The following is a 21,354-nucleotide window of genomic DNA, read 5'->3' as shown; positions in this document are numbered from 1 at the left end:
ACGTGGACGCCATGGAAGCACCGCACCACCAGGCCCCCGCCAACGTCGCCGCGATCACCGTCAACTCCCCCGAACAGATGGGCGAGTTGGGTCGCCGCCTGGCCAAAATCCTGCGCCCCGGCGACCTCGTCATGCTCACCGGTGAGCTCGGCGCCGGCAAGACGACCCTGACCCGCGGCCTCGGCGAGGGCCTCGGCGTGCGCGGCGCCGTCACGTCGCCGACCTTCGTCATCGCCCGCGTCCACCCGCCGCTCGGCGCGGGGCCCGCGCTGGTGCACGTCGACGCGTACCGCCTGGGCGGCGGGCTCGACGAGATGGAGGACCTGGACCTCGACGTGTCGCTCCCCGACTCGGTGATCGTCGTGGAGTGGGGCGACGGCAAGGTCGAGGAGCTGTCGGACGACCGCCTGCACGTCGTCATCGACCGGGCGGTGGGCGACACGGCGGACGAGGTCCGCGAGGTGACCCTCACGGGTCTCGGTGCCCGCTGGACCGAGGCGGATCTGGCCGCGCTGTCCGCGTAGTCCCGGGCCCCACGTGGTTCCCCGGCCGGAGTTTCCGACAAGGCGTCGGGAAATTGTTGCGCTGCGCGGTCCGGGCGTGGTCACATGGGTGGTGGAACTGGTTAGGTCTACCTAACCACGTCTGCCCGAAGCCCCCAGGAGGCATCCATGTCGGCTTCAGAACGTGACGCAGATCCGCAACCGGAGCCGCAGCCACGGCCGCGGCCGCGGGGACTGCCGGGGCCGTCCGGCGCCGGGCACGCGGGGGCGCTGTCGATGAGTGACCTGCTGGCCTCCTGCGCGGCGGCGAGCGCGGTGTCCACGCCGCCCAGGGACCCGGCCGCCGCTACGGAACGACGACGACCTTGTCGCTGATGCCGGCGAACTCCCACATCGCGTCGCCGTGCTCGCGCGACTGACGGATGCCGCCGGTCTTCTTCGACGGGTCCGCCTTCGGCGTGGCCCCGTCGACCGCCGCGCTGAAGCCGATCGTGACCCCTTCGGCGTTCGTGAACCGCACGACGTGCTCGATCGCCACGCCGTCCGTACCGGTGACGGCGCCCTGGCGTGAGCCGACGGTGTAGGTGCCCGGCGCCGGGTCGACCGAGCCGGGCGTCACCTTGTACGTGGTGCGCGCCTTGCCGGAGTCCTCGACCAGCCAGACGCGGTCGGCGCCCAGGGAGTACACGACCCGCTCGCCGTCACCGGACTGCCGCGGCACCGCCACCGGGCCGGTCTTCTCCTTGGGGGAGCCCGATGCGGAGGCGGCGGGGGACTTGGACGAGGGCTTGGCCAGGCTGTCCGGCGCACTGGCCGAGGCCTGGTAGGCGAGGAACCCGACGGCGGCGAGCGCGGCGGCGGTGAGCCCGGCCACGATTCCCGAGCTGCTCCTTGACACCTTGCGCCACCCACCTTTTCGTACTGCGTACGGCTACGTGTTGACGGTAGCAGCAGGGGCCCCGCATCCCGGGGCGGCCGTGCGACGTGCGCCGGAGCCGTAGGCTGTTCGCGTGCTCTTGCTCGCTCTGGATACCGCAACGCCCGCCGTCACCGTCGCCCTCCACGACGGCTCCCGAGCCGTCTCGGAGTCGAGCCAGGTCGACGCCCGCCGCCACGGGGAACTGCTGCTTCCGGCCGTCGACCGCGTGCTCGCCGAGGCGGGGCTCCGCCTCGACGCCGTGACCGGCATCGTCGTCGGCGTGGGCCCCGGCCCCTACACCGGCCTCCGGGTCGGCCTGATGACCGCCGACACCTTCGGCCTCGCGCTCGGCGTCCCGGTGCACGGCGTGTGCACCCTGGACGGCCTCGCGTACGCCTCGGGCATCGACAGCGGCCCCTTCGTGGTCGCCACCGACGCCCGGCGCAAAGAGGTCTACTGGGCGCGTTACGACGACGCACGCACGCGTACGGGTGAACCCGCCGTCGACCGGCCCGCCGACATCGCCGCCGAGGTCGAGGGCCTGCCCGCGGTCGGCGCGGGCGCCCTGCTCTACCCCGACACCTTCCCCGACGCCCGCGGCCCCGAGCACGTCTCGGCCGCCTCGCTCGCGGCCCTGGCCGCCGAGCGGCTCGCGGCGGGCGAGGAGCTCCTGGAGCCCCGGCCGCTGTACCTGCGCCGCCCGGACGCGCAGGTGCCGAAGAACTACAAGGTGGTCACCCCCAAGTGACCCAGGTGACCGCCCAAGCCGTGCTGCGCGAGATGCGCTGGTGGGACATCGACCCGGTGTTCGCCCTGGAGAAGGAGCTCTTCCCGGACGACGCCTGGTCGCGCGGGATGTTCTGGTCCGAGCTCGCCCACGCGCGCGGACCGCAGGCCACCCGCCGCTACGTGGTCGCCATGGACGGCGACCGCCTCGTCGGGTACGCGGGGCTCGCCGCCTCCGGAGACCTGGCCGACGTCCAGACGATCGCCGTCGCCCGCGACCACTGGGGCACGGGCCTCGGCGCCCGCCTCCTCACCGACCTGCTCCAGGCCGCCACCGCGTTCGAGTGCGCCGAGGTGATGCTGGAGGTGCGGGTCGACAACACACGGGCCCAGAAGCTGTACGAACGCTTCGGCTTCGAGCCCATCGGCTTCCGGCGCGGCTACTACCAGCCCGGCAACGTGGACGCCCTGGTGATGCGCCGCACCGACCCCTCCACTACCGCAACAGGCGTACAAGGAACCGAGATTCATGGCTGACTCGCGCGACGAACCCCTCGTCCTCGGCATCGAGACCTCCTGCGACGAGACCGGCGTCGGCATCGTCCGCGGCACCACCCTGCTCGCCGACGCCGTCGCCTCCAGCGTCGACGAGCACGCCCGCTTCGGCGGCGTCGTGCCCGAGGTCGCCTCCCGCGCGCACCTGGAGGCCATGGTGCCGACCATCGAGCGCGCCCTGAAGGACGCCGGGGTCAGCGCCAGGGACCTCGACGGCATCGCGGTCACCGCGGGCCCCGGGCTCGCGGGCGCGCTCCTCGTCGGCGTCTCGGCCGCCAAGGCGTACGCGTACGCCCTCGACAAACCGCTCTACGGAGTGAACCACCTCGCCTCGCACATCTGCGTGGACCAGCTGGAGCACGGGCCGCTGCCCGAGCCGACCATGGCGCTCCTGGTCTCCGGCGGCCACTCGTCGCTGCTGCTCTCCGCCGACATCACCTCGGACGTGCGGCCGCTCGGGTCGACCATCGACGACGCGGCGGGCGAGGCGTTCGACAAGATCGCCCGCGTGCTGAACCTCGGCTTCCCCGGCGGCCCCGTCATCGACCGGTACGCGCGCGAGGGCGACCCGGCGGCGATCGCCTTCCCGCGCGGCCTCACCGGGCCGCGCGACGCCCCGTACGACTTCTCCTTCTCGGGGCTCAAGACGTCCGTCGCCCGCTGGATCGAGGCGAAGCGGGCCGCGGGCGAGGAGGTGCCGGTGCGGGACGTGTCGGCGTCCTTCCAGGAGGCGGTCGTCGACGTGCTGACCCGCAAGGCCGTACGCGCCTGCAAGGACGAGGGCGTCGACCACCTCATGATCGGCGGCGGCGTGGCCGCCAACACGCGGCTGCGGGCGATGGCCCAGGAGCGGTGCGAGAAGGCGGGCATCCGGCTGCGCGTGCCGCGCCCCAAGCTGTGCACGGACAACGGCGCGATGGTCGCCGCCCTCGGCGCGGAGATGGTGGCGCGCAACCGCTCGGCGTCCTCCTGGGACCTGTCGGCGGACTCGTCGCTGCCGGTGACGGAACCGCACGTCCCGGGGCACACCCACGACCACGACCACGTGCACGAGGTCAGCAAGGAGAACCTGTACCCGTGACCGTCGCGCTGATGTGGGAGGCCCGTGCCGCCGAGGGGCGGGGCGAGGAACTGCTCGCGTGGGCCAGGGCGCGGGAGCTGCCCGGTGAGCCGGTCCGCCGTGAGCACTTCAGGGCGCCGGGGGACCGCGTCCTCGTCATCACCTGGTGGGACGCGGCCTACGACGCCGACCTGCCGGAGCTGCCGGAGCCCGCGCCGGACCTCGTGACGCGCGCGGTGCACCGCTGGCGGTTCGAGTCGGCCGACGCCGGCTGAGCGCCTGTGCCGTGCCCCGGATCTGACGCTCAGTGCCTCCGGTACGTCAGCAGGTACCGCCAGAACAGCAGCTGCCGCACGCTGCTGCCGGGCAGGAGGCGTGCGGCCTCCGCGCGGATCTGGGGGAGCGTCATGTCCGGCTGCCGCACGGGAGCCTGGAGCGGCGGCGCGTGTGCGCCGCGCAGGCGCTCACCCGCGTACACCGTCACCCGGGCCACCGCGTTGGCGGGCGACGCGGCCAGGTCCCACCACGTCATTCCCGCGTAGCAGCCGAGGACCAGCAGGGTGCCGCCGGGCGCGAGGGCGGCGCGCAGGCGCGTGACCGTGGAGAACGGCATGTGGTGCAGGCTCGCCAGGCAGGTGATGACGGCGTAGCGGCCCTCGGGCAGCTCCTCCTCGGTCACATCGGCCCGCCGGAAGCGGGGGCCGCCGCCGGTCGCCCGGGCCTCGGCGATGACCTCGGCGGAGGGGTCGAGCGCGTCGACCTCGTAGCCGCGCGCCGCGAGGAGGCGGGCGAAGCGGCCGGTGCCGCAGCCGATGTCGAGGGCGGCGCGGCCGTGCGGGGGCAGGTCCCGCGGCTTCGCCAGGTTCCGCAGGAGCAGCCGGTGGTAGTGGTCGTTGTGGTCGAAGGGCATGCGGGCGAGCCTGACACGGCCCCGCGCGGGCCCGCGCGGCCCCGCGGAAAAAAGAATTCCGAGAAAGTTCGGCGGCGGTGTCGATCCCGGCGTTCCCCGTTCGACGCCATGGTGAGAGGCGGGGAGAGGCCCCGCCGCCACCTGTGGGGAGACCACCATGCCGCGCTTCATGACGATGCTCCGCGTCGACGAGAAGACCGCGCCCGAGGGCGGCCCGAGCCCCGAGCTCCAGGAGCGCATGGGCGCGCTGCTCGAAGAGATCACCAAGGCCGGGGTCATGCTCGACACCGGGGGCCTCAAGCCGATCACCGAGAGCGCCCTCGTGACCTGGTCCGGAGGTGAACTGACCGTCACCGACGGCCCGTTCACCGAGACCAAGGAGGTCATCGGCGGCTACTCCATCATCCAGGCCAAGGACAAGGCCGAGGCGATCGAGTGGACGAAGCGATTCCTCAAGACGCACGAGGAGTACTGGACGATCACCGCGGAGGTACGGGAGCTCGAAGAGGGCTGAGAGCCTGTGTCATAGCCCCGCCGGGGCTTTGCGGCGGTTGCGCCGGGGTGCTCTGATGGACGGCCGTGAGCCAACCGCCGGAGTATCCCCGCCGCCCCATGGACCCGACCGCCCGCCACGCCATCGAGACCGTCTTCCGCATCGAGTCACCGCGTGTCATCGCGGGAGTCGCGCGGATCGTACGAGACGTCGGCATCGCCGAGGAACTGGCGCAGGACGCCCTGGTGGCCGCCCTCGAACAGTGGCCCGAGCAGGGCGTCCCGGACAACCCGGGCGCCTGGCTCATGACCACCGCCAAGCGCCGCGCGATCGACCTCGTGCGCCGCCGCGAGCGCTATGCCGACAAGCTGGCGGAGATGGGCCGTGACCTGGAGTCGGCGCCGCCCCACACCGACGAGCCCACCGACCCCGACGACATCGACGACGACCTGCTCCGGCTGGTCTTCACCGCCTGCCACCCGGTGCTCTCCGCCGAGGCCCGCGTGGCGCTCACCCTGCGTCTGCTCGGCGGTCTGACCACCGGGGAGATCGCCCGCGCGGTGCTCGCCCCGGAGTCGACCGTGGCGCAGCGGATCGTGCGGGCCAAGCGGACGCTGGCCGCCAGGGCCGTCGCCTTCGAGGTCCCGTACGGCACGGACCGGGAGGCCCGCGTCGGCTCGGTCCTCGAAGTCATCTACCTGATCTTCAACGAGGGGTACGCGGCCACGGCGGGCGACGACTGGCTGCGCCCCGGGCTCTGCGAGGACGCGCTGCGCCTCGCCAGGGTCCTCGCCGGGCTCATGCCCAAGGAACCGGAGGTGCACGGCTTGGCCGCACTGCTCGAACTCCAGGCCTCCCGCGCGGCGGCGCGCACCGGACCGTCCGGCGAGCCCGTGCTGCTCAAGGACCAGAGCCGGGCCCGCTGGAACCAGATGCTGGTCCGGCGCGGCTTCGCCGCCCTGGCCCGCGCGCAGTCCGCGGCCTCGGGGCGGGCCCTCGGGCCGTACGCGCTCCAGGCCGCCATCGCCGCCTGCCACGCCAACGCACCCACCTACGAGGAAACCGACTGGAGGCAGATCGCCGCCCTCTACGGCCTGCTCGCCGCCCGTGCCCCGTCCCCGGTCGTCGAGCTGAACCGGGCCGTCGCGGTCTCGATGGCGGAGGGGCCCGTGGCGGGCCTCACCCTGGTCGACGCGCTCGCCGGCGAACCGGCCCTGCGGGACTACCACCTGCTGCCCAGCGTGCGCGGTGACCTCCTCGTACGGCTCGGACGGACGGCGGACGCCCGTGCGGAGTTCGAGCGCGCGGCCTCGCTCACGCGCAACGCCCGCGAACGGGAACTGCTCCTCGGGCGGGCGGCCGGCTGCTGAGCACGACGACGGACAACCACCGCATCACCGACGACAGACACCGACCACAGACACCGACAACACAGGAGAAGCCGCGTGCAGCAGCTACTGCGGGTCCAGAACTTCACCGTCTCGACGGACGGATTCGGTGCCGGTGAGCACCAGAGCCTGGAGAAGCCGTTCGGCGACGCCGACCCCAGCTCCATGATGGCCTGGTGCGGTGCCACGGCGAGCTGGCCCAACCGCACCGAACCCGGCGGCAGCCGGGGCCTCGACGACTACTTCACGCGTGACTTCGCCCGGAACATCGGCGCCGAGATCATGGGCCGCAACAAGTTCGGACCCCAGCGCGGGCCCTGGGAGAACCACGACTGGCGCGGCTGGTGGGGCGAGGAGCCCCCGTTCCACACCCCCGTGTTCGTCATGACCCACCACGAGCGGCCCTCGTTCACGCTCTCCGACACCACGTTCCACTTCGTCGGCGGGGACCCGGCCACGGTCCTCGCCCGGGCCAGGGAGGCGGCGCGCGGCAAGGACGTCCGGCTCGGCGGCGGGGCCTCCATCATCCGGCAGTTCCTCGACGCCGGCCTCGTCGACACCCTGCACGTGGCGGTGTCGCCGGTGCGGATCGGCTCCGGAACGCGGCTGTGGGAGTCCCCCGACGAGCTGCTCGACCGCTACCACCTGGACGTCGTGCCGAGCCCGAGCGGTGTGACGCACCACCTGTTCTGGCGGAAGTGACGCCCGCCCCCGCGAGGGGTCAGCAGGGTGGCGCAGGGTGCCCGATCAGCATGGTCGGGGCGCCCGCCACCCGGGTGAGGAAGACGGTCGCGGAGTTCTTCCCCTGCGGCTTCACCTTGCGCCGCAGCTCCTCGGGCTCCACCGCCGAGCCGCGCTTCTTCACGGTGAGGACGCCGACCCCGCGCTCCCGCAGCAGCGCCTTGAGCTTCTTCACGTTGAAGGGCATCCGGTCGGTGATCTCGTACGCGGTGGCGTACGCGGTGGCGTGGAGCTCGTCGGAGGTGACGTACGCGATGGTCTCGTCGATGAGCCCGCCCGCGACCCGCTCGGCCACGTCGGCGACCAGGTGGGCGCGGATGACGGCGCCGTCGGGTTCGTAGAGGTAGCGCCCCACGGGCCGTACGGCGGGGTCGGGGAGCATGGTGGCGGGCGCGGCGCCGATCGTGGCCCCGGTGGGCAGCAGCGTCGCCCGCCGGGCCCCCGGCGTCACGTCGTCGCCGAACCACAGCACGGCCTCCTTCACGTCGCCGCGGTCGGAGATCCACTCCGCCGTGGCCTCGGCGGGGACCGCCTCGTGCGGGATGCCGGGGGCGATCTTCAGGGCGGCGCGCGGGGCCTCGCGCGCCGCCTCGACGGCCCAGGACAGGGGCGGGGAGTACGCCTCGGGGTCGAAGATCCGGCCGCGTCCGCCCCGGCGTGCCGGGTCCACGAACACCGCGTCGTACGCGGCGGTGTCGACCTCGGTGACGTCGGCCTCGCGGACCTCGATCAGCTCGGCGAGGCCGAGGGCGTCGGCGTTGGCGCGCGCGACGGCGCAGGTCAGCGGATCCCTGTCGACGGCGAGCACGGAGATCCCGGCCCGCGCGAGGGCGATCGCGTCCCCGCCGATGCCGCAGCACAGGTCGGCGAGGGAGCGCACGCCGAGCGCCGCGAAGCGCTCGGCGCGGTACGTCGCGACGGAGGCGCGGGTGGACTGCTCGAAGCCGTTCGGCGTGAAGAACATCCGCGCCGCGTCCCCGGCGGCGAACTTCGCCGCAGCGCGCTGCCGCAGGCGGGCCTGGGCCAGCGCCGCCGAGACGAGGGACGCGGGGTGCTCGCGGCGCAGCCGGGTGGCCGCGGCGAGCTCCTGGGCGGGCTCGACGTCCCGCACCTCGTCGAGCAGGGCCCGGCCCTCCTCGGTGAGAAGGGCGGCGAAGGCGGCGAGGGTCCCGCCGGGGTCGGCGTCGTGGGCGCTCGGCGTGTTCGGGTCGTTCACCTGCCCCATTGTGGGCCAGTCGGTGGATGGTGCCGGTCCCGGCGGCGGTGTCAGACCCTCGGCAGGGCGTTGAGCTGCGAGGATCCGGCGCCATGCAACTAGTACGACAAAAGGAAGATTCCGCCGTAAGGCGGAAGAACCAGACGCGTGCCGCGGTGGCCGTACTCACCGTCGCGGCGATCGCCTCGGGGTGCGCCTCCGGGGACGGCAGGGACGGCGCGCAGGGCGCCCACGGCCGCCGGGCGCTCGCGGCCCCGCCCGCCGACGCCCTCGACCTCTACGCCCACCGGCTGGACGCCGCCCAGGCCGCACGCGCTGCCGCCGCCAAGCGCTGGGGCCTGGCCGACCCCCCGCTTCAGGCGCCCGAGCCGCCCGCGACCAAGCCGCGCATCACGACCCGCAAGGGCTTCGAGGTGGCGGGGCAGTCCCGGCTGCCGCCGGTCTTCACCACGGTCCCGACCAAGCAGAAGGTCGTCTTCCTGACCATCGACGACGGCGACGAGAAGGACCCGGCGCTGCTGCGGATGATGAGCGACCTGAAGATCCCTTACACCGCCTTCCTCAGCGACTACCTGGTCAAGAAGGACTACGGGTACTTCAAGAAGATGCAGGACCGGGGGGTCACCCTGAACAACCACACCCTCCACCACCCCTACCTGCCCGGCCTCACCTACCAGGAGCAGCGCCGCGAGATCTGCGGGATGCAGGACGTCATCGGGAAGCGGTACGGCAAGCGCCCCGAACTCTTCCGCCCGCCCTACGGCAACTACAACCGGGACACCCTCCGCGCCGCCAAGTCCTGCGGCATCAAGGCCGTGCCGCTCTGGGCCTCCGAGGCCTTCGCCGACCACATGGAGTGGCGCGAGTGGGACCGGGACCTGCACCCCGGCGACATCATCCTCACCCATTTCCGTGGCCGTGAGGACTGGCAGGGCACCATGCCGGACATGGTCCGCGAGGTCATGAGGACGGTCACCGACAAGGGTTACGCGGTGGCCAGACTGGAGGACTACCTGTGACCCCCGGGGCGCGAGCGCACCGCCGCCTCCTGGCCGGAGCCGCCCTGGGCGCGCTGCTCGCGCCCGCACTCCTCACGGGCTGCGCGGAATCGGTGGACCCGATCGAGAGGCTGGGCAGGAAGGCGGCGGCGAAGGTTCCCTCGCGACTCACGGAGGAGCCGCGGAAGCCGGGGGCGCCGCAGAAGCCGGGGGCGCCGGGGGCGCCGAAGGGACCGCGGGCCAAGGAAGACCGTTGTCCGGGCAAGGCCACGCAGGGCGCGGCGAAGCCGCGGAGAACCCCGAATCCGTGAAAGCCAGGCGCCGCCAATTGGCACTCCGCTTGACCGAGTGCTAATCGCCGTCCTAGTCTCGCTTCTGGCACTCCCCGTTGGAGAGTGCCAACAGCGACGGGCAGGTCCGGCACCCGCGACGACGGATCCACCTGGTTGCCACACCTAAGATTTGACCCCGTGAGATCTCCGAAGGGGGAGACCGGATCGTGACGACCGCCAGCTCCAAGGTTGCCATCAAGCCGCTTGAGGACCGCATTGTGGTCCAGCCGCTCGATGCCGAGCAGACCACCGCCTCTGGCCTGGTCATTCCGGACACCGCGAAGGAGAAGCCCCAGGAGGGCGTCGTCCTGGCCGTGGGCCCGGGCCGGTTCGAGAACGGCGAGCGCCTGCCGCTTGACGTGAAGACCGGCGACATCGTGCTGTACAGCAAGTACGGCGGCACCGAGGTGAAGTACAACGGCGAGGAGTACCTCGTCCTCTCGGCTCGCGACGTGCTCGCGATCGTCGAGAAGTAATTTCACCCCGAAGCAACCTACTGCTTTGAGCTGCGCCCCTGGTCACCCCGCTGATTGCCGGGCGGCGAGGGGCGCAGTTCGTTCACCTGAGTTTTCGAGAGGGCTGAACCGCTCCCATGGCGAAGATCCTGAAGTTCGACGAGGACGCCCGTCGCGCCCTTGAGCGCGGCGTCAACAAGCTTGCCGACACGGTCAAGGTGACGATCGGCCCCCGTGGCCGCAACGTCGTCATCGACAAGAAGTTCGGCGCCCCGACCATCACCAACGACGGCGTCACCATCGCCCGTGAGGTCGAGGTCGACGACCCGTACGAGAACCTCGGCGCCCAGCTGGTGAAGGAGGTGGCGACCAAGACCAACGACATCGCGGGTGACGGCACCACCACCGCCACCGTGCTCGCCCAGGCCCTGGTCAAGGAAGGCCTGCGCAACGTCGCCGCCGGCGCCTCCCCGGCCGCCCTGAAGAAGGGCATCGACGCCGCCGTCGCGGCCGTCTCCGAGGAGCTCCTCGCCACCGCCCGTCCGATCGACGACAAGGCCGACATCGCGGCCGTCGCCGGTCTGTCGGCCCAGGACCCGCAGGTCGGCGAGCTCATCGCCGAGGCGATGGACAAGGTCGGCAAGGACGGTGTCATCACCGTCGAGGAGTCCAACACCTTCGGTCTGGAGCTCGACTTCACCGAGGGCATGGCCTTCGACAAGGGCTACCTGTCCCCGTACATGGTGTCCGACCAGGAGCGTATGGAGGCCGTTCTCGACGACCCGTACATCCTGATCCACCAGGGCAAGATCTCCTCCATCCAGGACCTCCTGCCGCTGCTCGAGAAGGTCATCCAGGCCAACTCCTCGAAGCCGCTCCTCATCATCGCCGAGGACGTCGAGGGCGAGGCCCTGTCGACCCTGGTCGTGAACAAGATCCGCGGCACGTTCAACGCCGTCGCGGTGAAGGCCCCCGGCTTCGGCGACCGCCGCAAGGCGATGCTCGGCGACATGGCCACCCTCACCGGTGCCACCGTCATCGCCGAAGAGGTCGGCCTCAAGATCGACCAGGTCGGTCTCGACGTGCTCGGCACCGCCCGCCGCGTCACCGTCACCAAGGACGACACCACGATCGTCGACGGCGGCGGCAACAAGGGCGACGTCGAGGGCCGCGTCAACCAGATCAAGGCCGAGATCGAGTCCACGGACTCCGACTGGGACCGCGAGAAGCTCCAGGAGCGCCTCGCGAAGCTGGCCGGCGGCGTGTGCGTCATCAAGGTCGGCGCCGCCACCGAGGTGGAGCTGAAGGAGAAGAAGCACCGTCTGGAGGACGCCATCTCCGCGACCCGCGCCGCGGTCGAGGAGGGCATCGTCTCCGGTGGTGGCTCCGCTCTGGTGCACGCCGTCAAGGTGCTCGAGGGCAACCTCGGCAAGGAGGGCGACGAGGCCACCGGTGTCGCCGTCGTCCGCCGCGCCGCCGTCGAGCCGCTGCGCTGGATCGCCGAGAACGCCGGCCTGGAGGGTTACGTCATCACCTCCAAGGTCGCCGAGCTCGAGAAGGGCTTCGGCTTCAACGCCGCGACCGGCGAGTACGGCGACCTGGTCAAGGCCGGCGTCATCGACCCGGTCAAGGTCACGCGCTCCGCGCTGGAGAACGCCGCGTCCATCGCCTCCCTGCTGCTCACGACCGAGACCCTGGTCGTCGAGAAGCCGGCCGAGGAAGAGGCCGACGCCGGTCACGGCCACGGCCACGGCCACTCCCACTGAGCCGCTGCGCTCGGCTTGAACGGTGACCGAGGCCCGGCTTCCCCTTACGGGGGAGCCGGGCCTCAGCCCTTTTCCGGTTCGCCGCCGGGCGCGGGTTGTTCGTGGCTGATCGCGCAGTTCCCCGCGCCCCTGAAACGGGGCTGCGCCCCGTCAGGGGCGCGGGGAACTGCGCGAGGACGGACCACGAGCCGCGGTCGGCAACGGCGAGAACCCGGCAGACGCGACGACCCCGAAGGGGCAGCTCTACTGGGGCCCGTACTTACGCCCCGTGCGAGACGTGATCCCGCCCAGCAGAGGGCGAGGCGCCAGCTTCGCCACACCCATGAGGGCCTTGTACCGAGGATCGGGAATCGACAGCGTCCGGCCACGGGCGAGGTCGGCCAAGGCGGCACCGACGACCTTGTCGGGATCGAGCCACATCCACTTGGGGATGCTGTCCGTGCCCATCCCGGCCCGCTCGTGGAACTCCGTGCGGACGAAGCCGGGGCAGAGCGCCATCATCCGTACCCCCGACCCCGCGAGGTCCTTCGCCGCGCCCTGGGTGAACTGCACCACCCACGCCTTCGAGGCCCCGTACGTCCCGCGCGGCAGGAACGCCGCCACCGACGCGACGTTCACCACCCCGCCCCTGCCGCGCTCGCGCATCGACTCCGCCGCCGCGGACGTCAGCCGGAGCACCGCCTCGCAGTGCACCTTGAGCATGGTCAGCTCGTCGGCGACGGGCACCTCCAGATAGCGGCCCTTGTTGCCGAACCCGGCGTTGTTGACCAGCAGGTCCACCGGGTCCCTGCGGCGGGCGAGCCGCCGCGCCACGGCCTCGATGCCCTCATCCGTCGCGAGGTCGGCGGTCAGCACCTCCGCCTCGATACCGTGCCGGTCGTGCAGCTCGGTCGCCTGGTCCCGCAGCCGTTCGGTGTCGCGCGCCACCAGGACGAGGTTGTGCCCGTCACCGGCGAGGCGGCGCGCGAAGGCGGCGCCGATGCCGGCGGTCGATCCCGTGATCAGAGCCGTAGTCATGGTCCAAGGCTAGTGAGATCCGGTGCCGGGCGCGTCGCGCGGCCCGGTCACCGCGGAGATCAGGAGGCCTGGGGCCCGTACCGCGCCACGTAGGCGCGCGCCTTCTCCGCCGCGCCGGGGTGCAGCGCCTCGCCCGCTTCGAGCAGTCGCGGCAGCAGTTCCTTCTCCGTGGTGACGGCACGGAACTGGAGCGCGGCGGTGATCCCGTGCTCCGGCCTGTGCACCACCTCGACCGCGTCCCCGGCCCGGACCACACCCGGTTCGAGCACCCGCAGATAGGCGCCCGTGACGCCCTGCCGGGTGAACCGCCTCACCCAGCCCTTCTCGCCCAGACGCCCCTGGAACGTCCGGCAGGGGATGCGCCCGCTCGTCACTTCGAGCAGCGGTCCGCCGCCGATCCGCCAGCGCTCGCCTATCCGCGCGCCGTTCACGTCGACGCCGGCCGTCGTGAGGTTCTCGCCGAAGACGCCGTTGGCCAGCGAGCGCCCGAGCTCGCGCTCCCAGGCGTCGAGGTCCTCGCGCGCGTAGGCGTACACCGCCTGGTCGTTCCCGCCGTGGTGCCGCAGGTCGCCGATCTCGTCGCCCGCGAGACCGCTGCCGCCGACGCCCTTGGGGCCCGGGGCCACGATGTGCACCGGCTCGTGCACGGGACGCTTGTCGATGCCGGTCAGGCCGGAGGGCGCGTCGGTGTACGAGGCGGCGACACGGCGCCCGATGTTCACGGAGAGGAGCTTCATGGCAAGCCAGATTAGGCGATCCACCTCAAAGCGGCGACGCAATATTTCGCTGGCTGCCCAAGCGTCGCTTATGCTCGAAGAATGATCGAGGCCCGTCATCTCCGTGTCCTGCGCGCCGTGGCCACCACCGGCTCCTTCTCGGCCGCCGCCCGCGAGCTCGGCTGCACCCAGCCCGCCGTGAGCCAGCAGATGAAGGCCCTCGAATCCTCGACCGGCACGCCGCTGCTGATCCGCACCGGCCGCGAGATGCGCCTGACGCAGGCGGGCGAGGCCCTGGTCCGGCACGCCGCGGGCATCCTCGCCGGGCTCACCGCCGCGGAGGAGGAGGTCGCCGCCATCGCGGGCCTGCGCGCGGGGCGTGTCCGGCTCGTCTCGTTCCCCAGCGGCAGCTCGACGCTGGTCCCCGGCGCCCTCGCGGCGCTGCGCGCGGAGCACCCCGGCACCCGCGTCTCACTCGTGGAGGCCGAGCCGCCGCGCTCGGTGGAGATGCTGCGCGAGGGCGACTGCGACGTGGCTCTCGCCTTCCGTTACGAGGGCCGGCGGCCGGCGCCCGAGGACAAGGGGGCCGCCGCGCCCACCGGGGAGGACTGGGACGACCTCGTCGTACGGCCGCTGCTCGCGGACCGGCTCGTCGGCCTCGTGCCCGAGCGGCATCCGCTCGCCGATGCGGAGGCGGTCACCATCGGTGAGTTCGCCGACGAGCCGTGGATCGCGGGGTGCCCGCGCTGCCGCAGGCAGCTCGTGGACGTCTGTGAGGGTGCGGGCTTCGTGCCCCGGATCGACTTCGCCACCGACGACTATCCGGCGGTGATCGGCCTGGTCGGCGCCGGCCTCGGGGTGGCGGTCCTGCCCGAGCTCGCGATCGAGTCCGTACGCCCGAGAGGGGTCCGTACGGTGACGGTGGAGCCGCCGGTGCGGCGGGAGATCGTGGCGCTCACGCTGCCGGACCTGGCGCAGGTCCCGGCCGTCGCCGCCACCCTCGACCACCTCGCGCGGGCCGCTGCCCGCTGAACTGCCCGGCTCCTCTGTACTGCCCGGCTCCGCCTGAACTGCCCTGTGCTGTCTGCTGCAACTGGCCCGTGCTATCTGAAAAAACGTTCCTTCAGTGGTGCGACGGCGCGGCCGCCGACGTCGTGGGTGACGCCGTGACGAGCCGGTTCCTGGCGCGCCCCATGAGCTCCTCGCGCTCGTCCTCCGTAAGGCCGCCCCACACGCCGTACGGCTCGCGGACCGCCAGGGCGTGAGCGGCGCATTCCGCGCGCACCGGGCACCGCATGCAGACCTCCTTGGCGGAGTTCTCACGGGCGCTGCGCGCCGCCCCCCGCTCACCCTCCGGGTGGAAGAAGAGCGAGCTGTCGACCCCGCGGCAGGCCGCGAGGAGCTGCCAGTCCCACAGATCTGCGTTCGGTCCGGGAAGGCGGGAGAAATCTGCCATTACTGGTCCCCTTGAAGCCGTGCTGACGCGGATACAGTGCCCAACAACCGTACATCTACGATCTAAGGAGATGAAAATATGACTCATTAGGAATCTAGCCTCAGACACCGCAAAAAGGGAAGAAAAGGCGCTAAATGGGGCAGCGCTTGTGATGAAAGCTTGAGGGTCTGCCGTGCCCACTCCGCCGTATCCGCGTCCTCACGTAGAGTGCCGAAGATGGCTGACTGCCCCGTAACTCTTTCGGGTGACCGTCGTTGAGAGTGCGAGGCGGTTGAAAGAAGAAGCGCTCGGGCAGGTGTCCGAGAGCGTCAACCGCACAGGTGACGAATAAGTACCAGCCTGGAGGCTCAAGGTGACGCGCAGCAGCTGTGAGAGCCGCGGAGGACAGTCATGACATCCGTCCTCGTGTGCGACGACTCCCCGCTTGCCCGAGAGGCGCTCCGCCGCGCGGTCGCGACCGTGCCCGGCGTCGAGCGTGTGACGACAGCGGCCAACGGCGAGGAAGTCCTCCGCCGCTGGGGCGCCGACCGCTCGGACCTGATTCTGATGGACGTACGCATGCCCGGCCTGGGCGGCGTCGAGACCGTCCGGCGGCTGCTGTCCGCCGACCCCGGTGCGCGCATCATCATGCTCACCGTGGCCGAGGACCTGGACGGGGTCGCACTCGCCGTCGCCGCCGGTGCCCGCGGCTATCTGCACAAGGACGCCTCCCGCGCGGAGCTGCGGGCGACCGTCACGCAGGCGCTCGCCGATCCGACGTGGCGGCTCGCCCCGCGCAGACTGCGTTCGGCCGAGATGGGCGCCGCGCCCACGCTCACCGCGCGGGAGATCCAGGTCCTTGAGGGCATGAGCCACGGCCGGTCGAACGCGGAGATCGGGCGTGAGCTCTTCCTCTCCGAGGACACCGTGAAGACGCACGCCAGGCGGCTCTTCAAGAAGCTCGGCGCCTCCGACCGGGCGCACGCGGTGGCGCTCGGATTCCGCTGGGGTCTGGTTCGCTGACATGTGCCGCCGCGGGGGCACGGCACTGCCCGTCCGCCCTGCGGTGAGCGGGGCGGGGCGGGGCCGCTGCCGGGCGCCGCGGGCGCGGTTGACGCCGCTTCGCGGCGGATGCCGCATCCTTGAGGGGTGGAGTTCCTCGGGGACGAGTCGATCGAGCGGGATGGGAGGGCGCAGGAGATGAGTTCCGGCGCACCTGCTCATAACGCTTCAGTGCACAACTACGGACGCGGTGCCGCGGACCAAACGCCGTCAAGGCACCATGGACCGATGCGCGATGACAAGACGACGGTGATCCGTGCCCTCGTCCTGCACGCCGTCGAGGGGGACGAGCAGGCGACGCACGACCTCCTCGCCCACGTCCACCCCCTCGCGCTGCGCTACTGCCGCACCCGGCTGTCCCGGCTGCCGGGTGACGCGCGGCACTTCGTGGAGGACCTGGCGCAGGAAGTCTGCGTCGCGGTCCTGCTCGCCCTGCCGCGCTACAAGGACACCGGGCGCCCCTTCGAGGCGTTCGTCTTCGCCATCGCGGCGCACAAGGTGGCCGACCTCCAGCGCGCGGCGATGCGCCACCCCGGGTCCACCGCGGTGCCCTCGGACGAGATGCCCGAGCGGCCCGACGACTCGCTCGGCCCGGAGGAGCGCGCGCTGCTCAGCAGTGACGCGGAGTGGGCCAAGAAGCTCCTCGCCAACCTCCCGGACAACCAGCGCGAGCTGCTGCTGCTCAGGATCGCCGTCGGGCTCACCGCCGAGGAGACCGGGCAGATGCTGGGGATGTCGCCGGGGGCGGTGCGGGTGGCCCAGCACCGCGCGCTGAGCCGCCTGCGGGCGCTCGCCGAGCAGTGACCTCCCGCACCTTCCCGGCCGTACGAACGCACAAAGCCAACGGATGATCTTGCTCGTGGAATGAGACACCCTCCACGGCCGTTAGCATGGACATCCGCACCGATCAAGGCCATTTGGGGAAGGTGTCATGACTGCAAACGTCGACGGAGTGCCCGAGAAATTCGCGACACTCGGGCTGACCTACGACGACGTGCTGCTGCTGCCGGGCGCGTCGGAAGTGCTTCCCAACGCGGTCGACACCTCGTCCCGCATCTCCAGGAACGTCCGGGTGAACATCCCGCTGCTCTCCGCGGCGATGGACAAGGTCACCGAGGCCCGCATGGCGATCGCCATGGCCCGCCAGGGCGGTGTCGGCGTGCTGCACCGCAACCTCTCCATCGAGGACCAGGTCAACCAGGTCGACCTCGTGAAGCGGTCCGAGTCCGGGATGGTCACCGACCCGATCACGGTGCACCCCGACGCGACGCTCGCCGAGGCCGACGCCCTCTGTGCGAAGTTCCGCATCAGCGGTGTCCCGGTGACCGACCCGGCGGGCAAGCTGCTCGGCATCGTCACCAACCGCGACATGGCCTTCGAGAACGACCGCAGCCGTCAGGTCCGCGAGGTCATGACGCCCATGCCGCTGGTCACGGGCAAGGTCGGCATCTCCGGCGTGGACGCCATGGAGCTGCTGCGCCGCCACAAGATCGAGAAGCTGCCGCTGGTCGACGACGCGGGTCGGCTCAAGGGCCTCATCACCGTCAAGGACTTCAAGAAGGCCGAGCAGTACCCTAACGCGGCCAAGGACGCCGAGGGCCGGCTGCTCGTCGGTGCCGCCGTCGGCGCCAGCCCCGAGGCGCTCGAACGCGCCCAGGCGCTGGCCGGGGCCGGGGTCGACTTCCTGATCGTCGACACCTCCCACGGTCACAACAGCAACGCCCTCAGCTGGATGTCGAAGATCAAGTCGAGCGTGGGCGTCGACGTGATCGGCGGCAACGTCGCCACCCGCGACGGCGCCCAGGCCCTGATCGACGCCGGTGTCGACGGCGTCAAGGTGGGTGTCGGACCGGGCTCGATCTGCACCACCCGCGTGGTCGCCGGCATCGGCGTTCCGCAGGTCACCGCGATCTACGAGGCCGCGGTCGCGGCCCGCGCGGCCGGCGTCCCGGTCATCGGCGACGGCGGCCTCCAGTACTCCGGTGACATCGGCAAGGCGCTCGCCGCCGGCGCCGACACCGTGATGCTCGGCTCGCTCCTCGCGGGCTGTGAGGAGTCCCCGGGTGAGCTGATGTTCATCAACGGCAAGCAGTTCAAGTCGTACCGCGGCATGGGTTCGCTCGGTGCCATGCAGTCCCGTGGCCAGGGCAGGTCCTACTCCAAGGACCGCTACTTCCAGGCCGAGGTCGCCTCCGACGACAAGCTCGTGCCCGAGGGCATCGAGGGCCAGGTGCCCTACCGCGGCCCGCTGGCCAACGTGCTGCATCAGCTCGTCGGCGGACTGCGCCAGACGATGGGCTACGTCGGCGCGGCGAGCATCGACCAGATGGAGAGCAAGGGCCGCTTCGTCCGCATCACGTCCGCGGGCCTCAAGGAGAGCCACCCGCACGACATCCAGATGACGGTCGAGGCGCCGAACTACAGCCGTACGAAGTAGCCGACGGACCCCACGCGCGCGTGCAGGGGCGGTCCCGGGTCACCGGGGCCGCCCCTGCGGTGTGTGTCGGGGATACTGGACAGGCAGACCAAGAGGGAAAGGCCACACAACGTGACTGAGATCGAGATCGGGCGCGGCAAGCGCGGCCGCCGCGCGTACGCCTTCGACGACATCGCCGTCGTACCGAGCCGGCGCACCCGCGACCCGAAGGAGGTCTCGATCGCGTGGCAGATCGATGCCTACCGCTTCGAGCTGCCCTTCCTGGCCGCTCCCATGGACTCGGTGGTCTCCCCGCAGACCGCCATCCGCATCGGCGAGCTGGGCGGCCTCGGCGTCCTGAACCTCGAAGGCCTCTGGACGCGGTACGAGGACCCGCAGCCGCTGCTCGACGAGATCGCCGGGCTTGACTCGGAGACCGCCACGCGGCGCCTCCAGGAGATCTACGCGGCCCCGATCAAGGCCGACCTGATCGGGCAGCGCATCAAGGAGGTGCGCGACTCCGGTGTGGTCACCGCCGCCGCGCTCTCCCCGCAGCGCACCGCCGAGTTCTCCAAGGCCGTCGTGGACGCCGGGGTCGACATCTTCGTCATCCGCGGCACCACCGTCTCCGCCGAGCACGTCTCCGGAGCCGCCGAGCCGCTGAACCTGAAGCAGTTCATCTACGAACTCGACGTACCGGTCATCGTCGGCGGCTGCGCCACCTACACGGCCGCCCTGCACCTGATGCGCACCGGTGCCGCGGGCGTCCTGGTCGGCTTCGGCGGCGGCGCCGCGCACACCACGCGCAACGTCCTCGGCATCCAGGTCCCGATGGCCACCGCCGTCGCCGACGTCGCGGCCGCCCGCCGTGACTACATGGACGAGTCCGGCGGCCGGTACGTGCACGTCATCGCCGACGGCGGCGTGGGCTGGTCCGGCGACCTGCCCAAGGCCATCGCGTGCGGCGCCGACTCCGTGATGGTGGGCTCCCCGCTGGCCCGCGCCACGGACGCGCCCGGCAAGGGCCACCACTGGGGCATGGAGGCCGTCCACGAGGACGTGCCGCGCGGCAAGAAGGTGGACCTCGGCACGGTCGGCACGACCGAGGAGATCCTCACCGGTCCCTCGCACATCCCGGACGGTTCGATGAACTTCTTCGGGGCGCTGCGCCGCGCCATGGCGACGACGGGCTACAGCGAGCTCAAGGAGTTCCAGCGCGTCGAGGTGACGGTCGCGGACGCGCAGCACAAGCGCTGAGGCAAGCGCTGAGGCAAGCGCTGAGGCAAGCGCTGACGATGACGCAGACACACGGAAGGGCCCCGGTACGCACGTACCGGGGCCCTTCTCGTCGTCACGGCCGGTGCGTCGTCACAGCCGGTGTGCCGCGCCCGCCGGGGTCGCGCCCCGCGTGTCCAGCAGGAGCTGGGCCTTCACGGCGAGCCCCTGGAGGTCGTACGTGCGGTGGTGCTGGAGGAGGATCGTGAGGTCGGCGTCGGCAGCCGCCTCGTAGAGGGCGTCCGCGCGCGGAACGGGGTGCCCGAGGACGTTCCAGGTCGGCACGTAGGGGTCGTGGTAGCTGACGGCCGCGCCCAGCTCCATGAGGCGCGTCGCCACCTCCTGGGCGGGGGCGCCCTGCTGGTCGGCGAGGTCGGGCTTGTAGGTGACGCCGAGCAGGAGCACGCGCGCGCCGCGGGCGGACTTGCCGTGCTCGTTGAGCAGGGTCGCCGAGCGCTGGATGACGTACTGGGGCATGCGGTCGTTGACCTGCTGGGCCAGCTCGACCATGCGCAGGGGGCGGGCGCCGCGGGCGGGCCCCGGGATGTCCATGGGGACGCCGTGGCCGCCGACGCCGGGGCCGGGGCGGAAGGCCTGGAACCCGAAGGGCTTGGTCTCGGCGCAGCGGATGACGTCCCACAGGTCGATGCCCATGTCGTGGCAGAGCACCGCCATCTCGTTGACCAGGGCCATGTTCACGTGCCGGTAGTTGGTCTCCAGGAGGTGCACGGTCTCGGCCTCGCGGGGGCCACGCGCGCGTACGACCTTGTCGGTGAGGCGGCCGTAGAAGGCGGCCGCCGATTCGGTGCAGGCCGGGGTGATGCCGCCGATGACCTTGGGGGTGCCGGCGTAGCCGTGGTCGCGGTTGCCGGGGTCGAGGCGGCCGGGGGAGTACGCCAGGTGGAAGTCGCGTCCGGCCTTGAGCCCCGAGCCGGATTCGAGGATCGGACGGACGAATTCCTCGGTGGTCCCCGGGTACGCGGGGGACTCAAGGATCACCGTGGTGTGCGGGCGCAGGCGCGCGGCCAGCGCTCGGGCGGCCTCGGCCACTTGGCTGAGATCGAGCGAGCGGTCGGCGGCGGGCGGAGTGGGCGCGCAGACGACGGCGGTGCGCACGCGGCCGAGCTGGGCGGAGTCGGTGGTCGGCCGGAAGCCCCTGGCGAGCATCCGGCGGACGTCCGCGGCGGTGAGGATCCCCTCGGCGCCGTCGCCTGGCAGTCGGCCGCCCGCCAGGTCCGTGGCGCGGGCGGGGTCGTAGCCGATGGTCGCGATGCCGTGTGCGACGGCGGTCTGGGCCAGGGGCAGGCCTAGGTGGCCGAGACCGATGACGGCGAGATCTGCGGGCATGGCGGTGGGCCGTCCTCCCAATAG

24 protein-coding genes are annotated in these 21,354 nt (G+C 71.8%); 17 read left to right on the top strand and 7 right to left on the bottom strand.

Translation table 11 applies throughout. The features are described 5' to 3' along the window. Positions 1-11 precede the first annotated feature (11 nt). Entirely contained in the window at positions 12-524 is a 513-nt protein-coding gene (tsaE, locus tag ACRAKF_RS16595) for a tRNA (adenosine(37)-N6)-threonylcarbamoyltransferase complex ATPase subunit type 1 TsaE (protein ID WP_447037956.1), read from the top strand. A 325-nt stretch (positions 525-849) separates the two neighbouring features. Here the strand turns inward: tsaE and ACRAKF_RS16590 are convergent, their stop codons facing one another. Beyond that, on the bottom strand, positions 850-1,401 hold the full coding sequence (locus ACRAKF_RS16590; RefSeq protein WP_447037955.1) for a hypothetical protein: 552 nt from the start codon (positions 1,399-1,401) through the stop codon (positions 850-852). Between the two features lie 112 nt (positions 1,402-1,513). Between ACRAKF_RS16590 and tsaB the strand changes: the two genes are divergently transcribed. The 4 genes from tsaB to ACRAKF_RS16570 are packed head-to-tail and all read left to right on the top strand — an operon-like array spanning position 1,514 to position 4,038. Beyond that, complete coding sequence (tsaB, locus tag ACRAKF_RS16585) at positions 1,514-2,170, top strand: tRNA (adenosine(37)-N6)-threonylcarbamoyltransferase complex dimerization subunit type 1 TsaB (RefSeq protein ID WP_447037954.1); 657 nt, start codon at positions 1,514-1,516, stop codon at positions 2,168-2,170. Between the two features lie 32 nt (positions 2,171-2,202). Next, on the top strand, positions 2,203-2,685 hold the full coding sequence (gene rimI / locus ACRAKF_RS16580; RefSeq protein WP_447042022.1) for a ribosomal protein S18-alanine N-acetyltransferase: 483 nt from the start codon (positions 2,203-2,205) through the stop codon (positions 2,683-2,685). Then, positions 2,678-3,784, top strand: coding sequence for a tRNA (adenosine(37)-N6)-threonylcarbamoyltransferase complex transferase subunit TsaD (gene tsaD / locus ACRAKF_RS16575; protein WP_447037953.1), 1,107 nt, complete (start codon positions 2,678-2,680; stop codon positions 3,782-3,784). The genes rimI and tsaD overlap by 8 nt, the downstream gene beginning before the upstream one ends. Further along, entirely contained in the window at positions 3,781-4,038 is a 258-nt protein-coding gene (locus ACRAKF_RS16570) for a hypothetical protein (RefSeq protein WP_447037951.1), read from the top strand. Before tsaD ends, ACRAKF_RS16570 begins: the two co-directional genes overlap by 4 nt. Positions 4,039-4,067: 29 nt before the next feature. Here the strand turns inward: ACRAKF_RS16570 and ACRAKF_RS16565 are convergent, their stop codons facing one another. Beyond that, positions 4,068-4,673: a class I SAM-dependent methyltransferase gene (locus ACRAKF_RS16565; protein WP_447037949.1), complete on the bottom strand. Its 606-nt coding sequence runs from the start codon at positions 4,671-4,673 to the stop codon at positions 4,068-4,070. Between the two features lie 157 nt (positions 4,674-4,830). Between ACRAKF_RS16565 and ACRAKF_RS16560 the strand changes: the two genes are divergently transcribed. The 3 genes from ACRAKF_RS16560 (at position 4,831) to ACRAKF_RS16550 (ending at position 7,256) form a co-directional block, all read left to right on the top strand. Next, positions 4,831-5,187: a YciI family protein gene (locus tag ACRAKF_RS16560; RefSeq protein ID WP_447037948.1), complete on the top strand. Its 357-nt coding sequence runs from the start codon at positions 4,831-4,833 to the stop codon at positions 5,185-5,187. A 98-nt stretch (positions 5,188-5,285) separates the two neighbouring features. Further along, a complete protein-coding gene (locus ACRAKF_RS16555; RefSeq protein ID WP_447042021.1) occupies positions 5,286-6,536 on the top strand; it encodes an RNA polymerase sigma factor in 1,251 nt (416 codons plus the stop codon). Positions 6,537-6,611: 75 nt separating this feature from the next. Further along, positions 6,612-7,256, top strand: coding sequence for a dihydrofolate reductase family protein (locus tag ACRAKF_RS16550; RefSeq protein ID WP_447037947.1), 645 nt, complete (start codon positions 6,612-6,614; stop codon positions 7,254-7,256). A gap of 19 nt (positions 7,257-7,275) precedes the next feature. Here the strand turns inward: ACRAKF_RS16550 and ACRAKF_RS16545 are convergent, their stop codons facing one another. Continuing rightward, the gene (locus tag ACRAKF_RS16545) at positions 7,276-8,520 is read right to left on the bottom strand and encodes a THUMP-like domain-containing protein (protein WP_447037946.1); all 1,245 of its coding nucleotides are present in this window, start codon (positions 8,518-8,520) and stop codon (positions 7,276-7,278) included. A gap of 83 nt (positions 8,521-8,603) precedes the next feature. On the opposite strand from ACRAKF_RS16545, the gene ACRAKF_RS16540 reads away from it, so the two are divergent. The 4 genes from ACRAKF_RS16540 (at position 8,604) to groL (ending at position 12,062) form a co-directional block, all read left to right on the top strand. Continuing rightward, positions 8,604-9,530 carry a polysaccharide deacetylase family protein gene (locus ACRAKF_RS16540; protein ID WP_447037945.1) on the top strand — a complete coding sequence of 309 codons (927 nt, stop codon included), beginning with the start codon at positions 8,604-8,606 and terminating at the stop codon, positions 9,528-9,530. Further along, complete coding sequence (locus tag ACRAKF_RS16535) at positions 9,527-9,820, top strand: hypothetical protein (protein ID WP_447037944.1); 294 nt, start codon at positions 9,527-9,529, stop codon at positions 9,818-9,820. Before ACRAKF_RS16540 ends, ACRAKF_RS16535 begins: the two co-directional genes overlap by 4 nt. Positions 9,821-10,008: 188 nt before the next feature. Continuing rightward, positions 10,009-10,317: a co-chaperone GroES gene (gene groES / locus ACRAKF_RS16530; protein WP_016434667.1), complete on the top strand. Its 309-nt coding sequence runs from the start codon at positions 10,009-10,011 to the stop codon at positions 10,315-10,317. Between the two features lie 116 nt (positions 10,318-10,433). Beyond that, a complete protein-coding gene (groL, locus tag ACRAKF_RS16525) occupies positions 10,434-12,062 on the top strand; it encodes a chaperonin GroEL (protein ID WP_447037943.1) in 1,629 nt (542 codons plus the stop codon). 243 nt (positions 12,063-12,305) lie between these two features. Here the strand turns inward: groL and ACRAKF_RS16520 are convergent, their stop codons facing one another. Together ACRAKF_RS16520 and ACRAKF_RS16515 are read right to left on the bottom strand one after the other, a co-directional pair. Beyond that, positions 12,306-13,079: an SDR family NAD(P)-dependent oxidoreductase gene (locus ACRAKF_RS16520; RefSeq protein WP_447037942.1), complete on the bottom strand. Its 774-nt coding sequence runs from the start codon at positions 13,077-13,079 to the stop codon at positions 12,306-12,308. A gap of 59 nt (positions 13,080-13,138) precedes the next feature. Continuing rightward, positions 13,139-13,816, bottom strand: a complete 678-nt coding sequence (locus tag ACRAKF_RS16515) for an MOSC domain-containing protein (RefSeq protein ID WP_447037941.1) — start codon at positions 13,814-13,816, stop codon at positions 13,139-13,141. 81 nt (positions 13,817-13,897) lie between these two features. Here ACRAKF_RS16515 and ACRAKF_RS16510 point away from each other — a divergent pair, with 81 nt between their 5' ends. Continuing rightward, positions 13,898-14,827, top strand: a complete 930-nt coding sequence (locus ACRAKF_RS16510) for a LysR family transcriptional regulator (protein WP_447037940.1) — start codon at positions 13,898-13,900, stop codon at positions 14,825-14,827. 91 nt (positions 14,828-14,918) lie between these two features. On the opposite strand, the gene ACRAKF_RS16505 is transcribed toward ACRAKF_RS16510, so the two are convergent. Further along, entirely contained in the window at positions 14,919-15,251 is a 333-nt protein-coding gene (locus tag ACRAKF_RS16505) for a WhiB family transcriptional regulator (protein ID WP_447037939.1), read from the bottom strand. A 390-nt stretch (positions 15,252-15,641) separates the two neighbouring features. Here ACRAKF_RS16505 and ACRAKF_RS16500 point away from each other — a divergent pair, with 390 nt between their 5' ends. From ACRAKF_RS16500 to ACRAKF_RS16485, 4 genes are all read left to right on the top strand, one after another. Further along, complete coding sequence (locus ACRAKF_RS16500; protein ID WP_003948568.1) at positions 15,642-16,253, top strand: response regulator transcription factor; 612 nt, start codon at positions 15,642-15,644, stop codon at positions 16,251-16,253. Between the two features lie 267 nt (positions 16,254-16,520). Further along, a complete protein-coding gene (locus ACRAKF_RS16495; protein WP_447037938.1) occupies positions 16,521-17,096 on the top strand; it encodes a sigma-70 family RNA polymerase sigma factor in 576 nt (191 codons plus the stop codon). Positions 17,097-17,223: 127 nt separating this feature from the next. Next, on the top strand, positions 17,224-18,729 hold the full coding sequence (gene guaB, locus ACRAKF_RS16490) for an IMP dehydrogenase (protein WP_447037937.1): 1,506 nt from the start codon (positions 17,224-17,226) through the stop codon (positions 18,727-18,729). Between the two features lie 111 nt (positions 18,730-18,840). Then, on the top strand, positions 18,841-19,965 hold the full coding sequence (locus tag ACRAKF_RS16485) for a GuaB3 family IMP dehydrogenase-related protein (protein WP_447037936.1): 1,125 nt from the start codon (positions 18,841-18,843) through the stop codon (positions 19,963-19,965). Between the two features lie 111 nt (positions 19,966-20,076). Here ACRAKF_RS16485 and ACRAKF_RS16480 read toward each other — a convergent pair whose 3' ends face one another. Then, positions 20,077-21,330 carry a nucleotide sugar dehydrogenase gene (locus ACRAKF_RS16480; RefSeq protein ID WP_447037935.1) on the bottom strand — a complete coding sequence of 418 codons (1,254 nt, stop codon included), beginning with the start codon at positions 21,328-21,330 and terminating at the stop codon, positions 20,077-20,079. Positions 21,331-21,354: the final 24 nt, after the last annotated feature.

It is taken from the genome of Streptomyces sp. DSM 118878, from assembly GCF_052936595.1.
This window is presented reverse-complemented; position numbering and strand designations above follow the sequence as displayed.

Bases quoted from the DNA above. Each gene is read 5' to 3' on its own strand.
- tsaE (WP_447037956.1), top strand. From the start codon at position 12: ATGGAAGCACCGCACCACCAGGCCCCCGCCAACGTCGCCGCGATCACC.
- rimI (WP_447042022.1), top strand. From the start codon at position 2,203: ATGCGCTGGTGGGACATCGACCCGGTGTTCGCCCTGGAGAAGGAGCTC.
- tsaD (WP_447037953.1), top strand. From the start codon at position 2,678: ATGGCTGACTCGCGCGACGAACCCCTCGTCCTCGGCATCGAGACCTCC.
- ACRAKF_RS16565 (WP_447037949.1), bottom strand. From the start codon at position 4,673: ATGCCCTTCGACCACAACGACCACTACCACCGGCTGCTCCTGCGGAAC.
- ACRAKF_RS16560 (WP_447037948.1), top strand. From the start codon at position 4,831: ATGCCGCGCTTCATGACGATGCTCCGCGTCGACGAGAAGACCGCGCCC.
- ACRAKF_RS16555 (WP_447042021.1), top strand. From the start codon at position 5,286: ATGGACCCGACCGCCCGCCACGCCATCGAGACCGTCTTCCGCATCGAG.
- ACRAKF_RS16545 (WP_447037946.1), bottom strand. From the start codon at position 8,520: ATGGGGCAGGTGAACGACCCGAACACGCCGAGCGCCCACGACGCCGAC.
- ACRAKF_RS16540 (WP_447037945.1), top strand. From the start codon at position 8,604: ATGCAACTAGTACGACAAAAGGAAGATTCCGCCGTAAGGCGGAAGAAC.
- groL (WP_447037943.1), top strand. From the start codon at position 10,434: ATGGCGAAGATCCTGAAGTTCGACGAGGACGCCCGTCGCGCCCTTGAG.
- ACRAKF_RS16520 (WP_447037942.1), bottom strand. From the start codon at position 13,079: ATGACTACGGCTCTGATCACGGGATCGACCGCCGGCATCGGCGCCGCC.
- ACRAKF_RS16515 (WP_447037941.1), bottom strand. From the start codon at position 13,816: ATGAAGCTCCTCTCCGTGAACATCGGGCGCCGTGTCGCCGCCTCGTAC.
- ACRAKF_RS16510 (WP_447037940.1), top strand. From the start codon at position 13,898: ATGATCGAGGCCCGTCATCTCCGTGTCCTGCGCGCCGTGGCCACCACC.
- ACRAKF_RS16505 (WP_447037939.1), bottom strand. From the start codon at position 15,251: ATGGCAGATTTCTCCCGCCTTCCCGGACCGAACGCAGATCTGTGGGAC.
- ACRAKF_RS16500 (WP_003948568.1), top strand. From the start codon at position 15,642: ATGACATCCGTCCTCGTGTGCGACGACTCCCCGCTTGCCCGAGAGGCG.
- ACRAKF_RS16495 (WP_447037938.1), top strand. From the start codon at position 16,521: ATGCGCGATGACAAGACGACGGTGATCCGTGCCCTCGTCCTGCACGCC.
- guaB (WP_447037937.1), top strand. From the start codon at position 17,224: ATGACTGCAAACGTCGACGGAGTGCCCGAGAAATTCGCGACACTCGGG.
- ACRAKF_RS16480 (WP_447037935.1), bottom strand. From the start codon at position 21,330: ATGCCCGCAGATCTCGCCGTCATCGGTCTCGGCCACCTAGGCCTGCCC.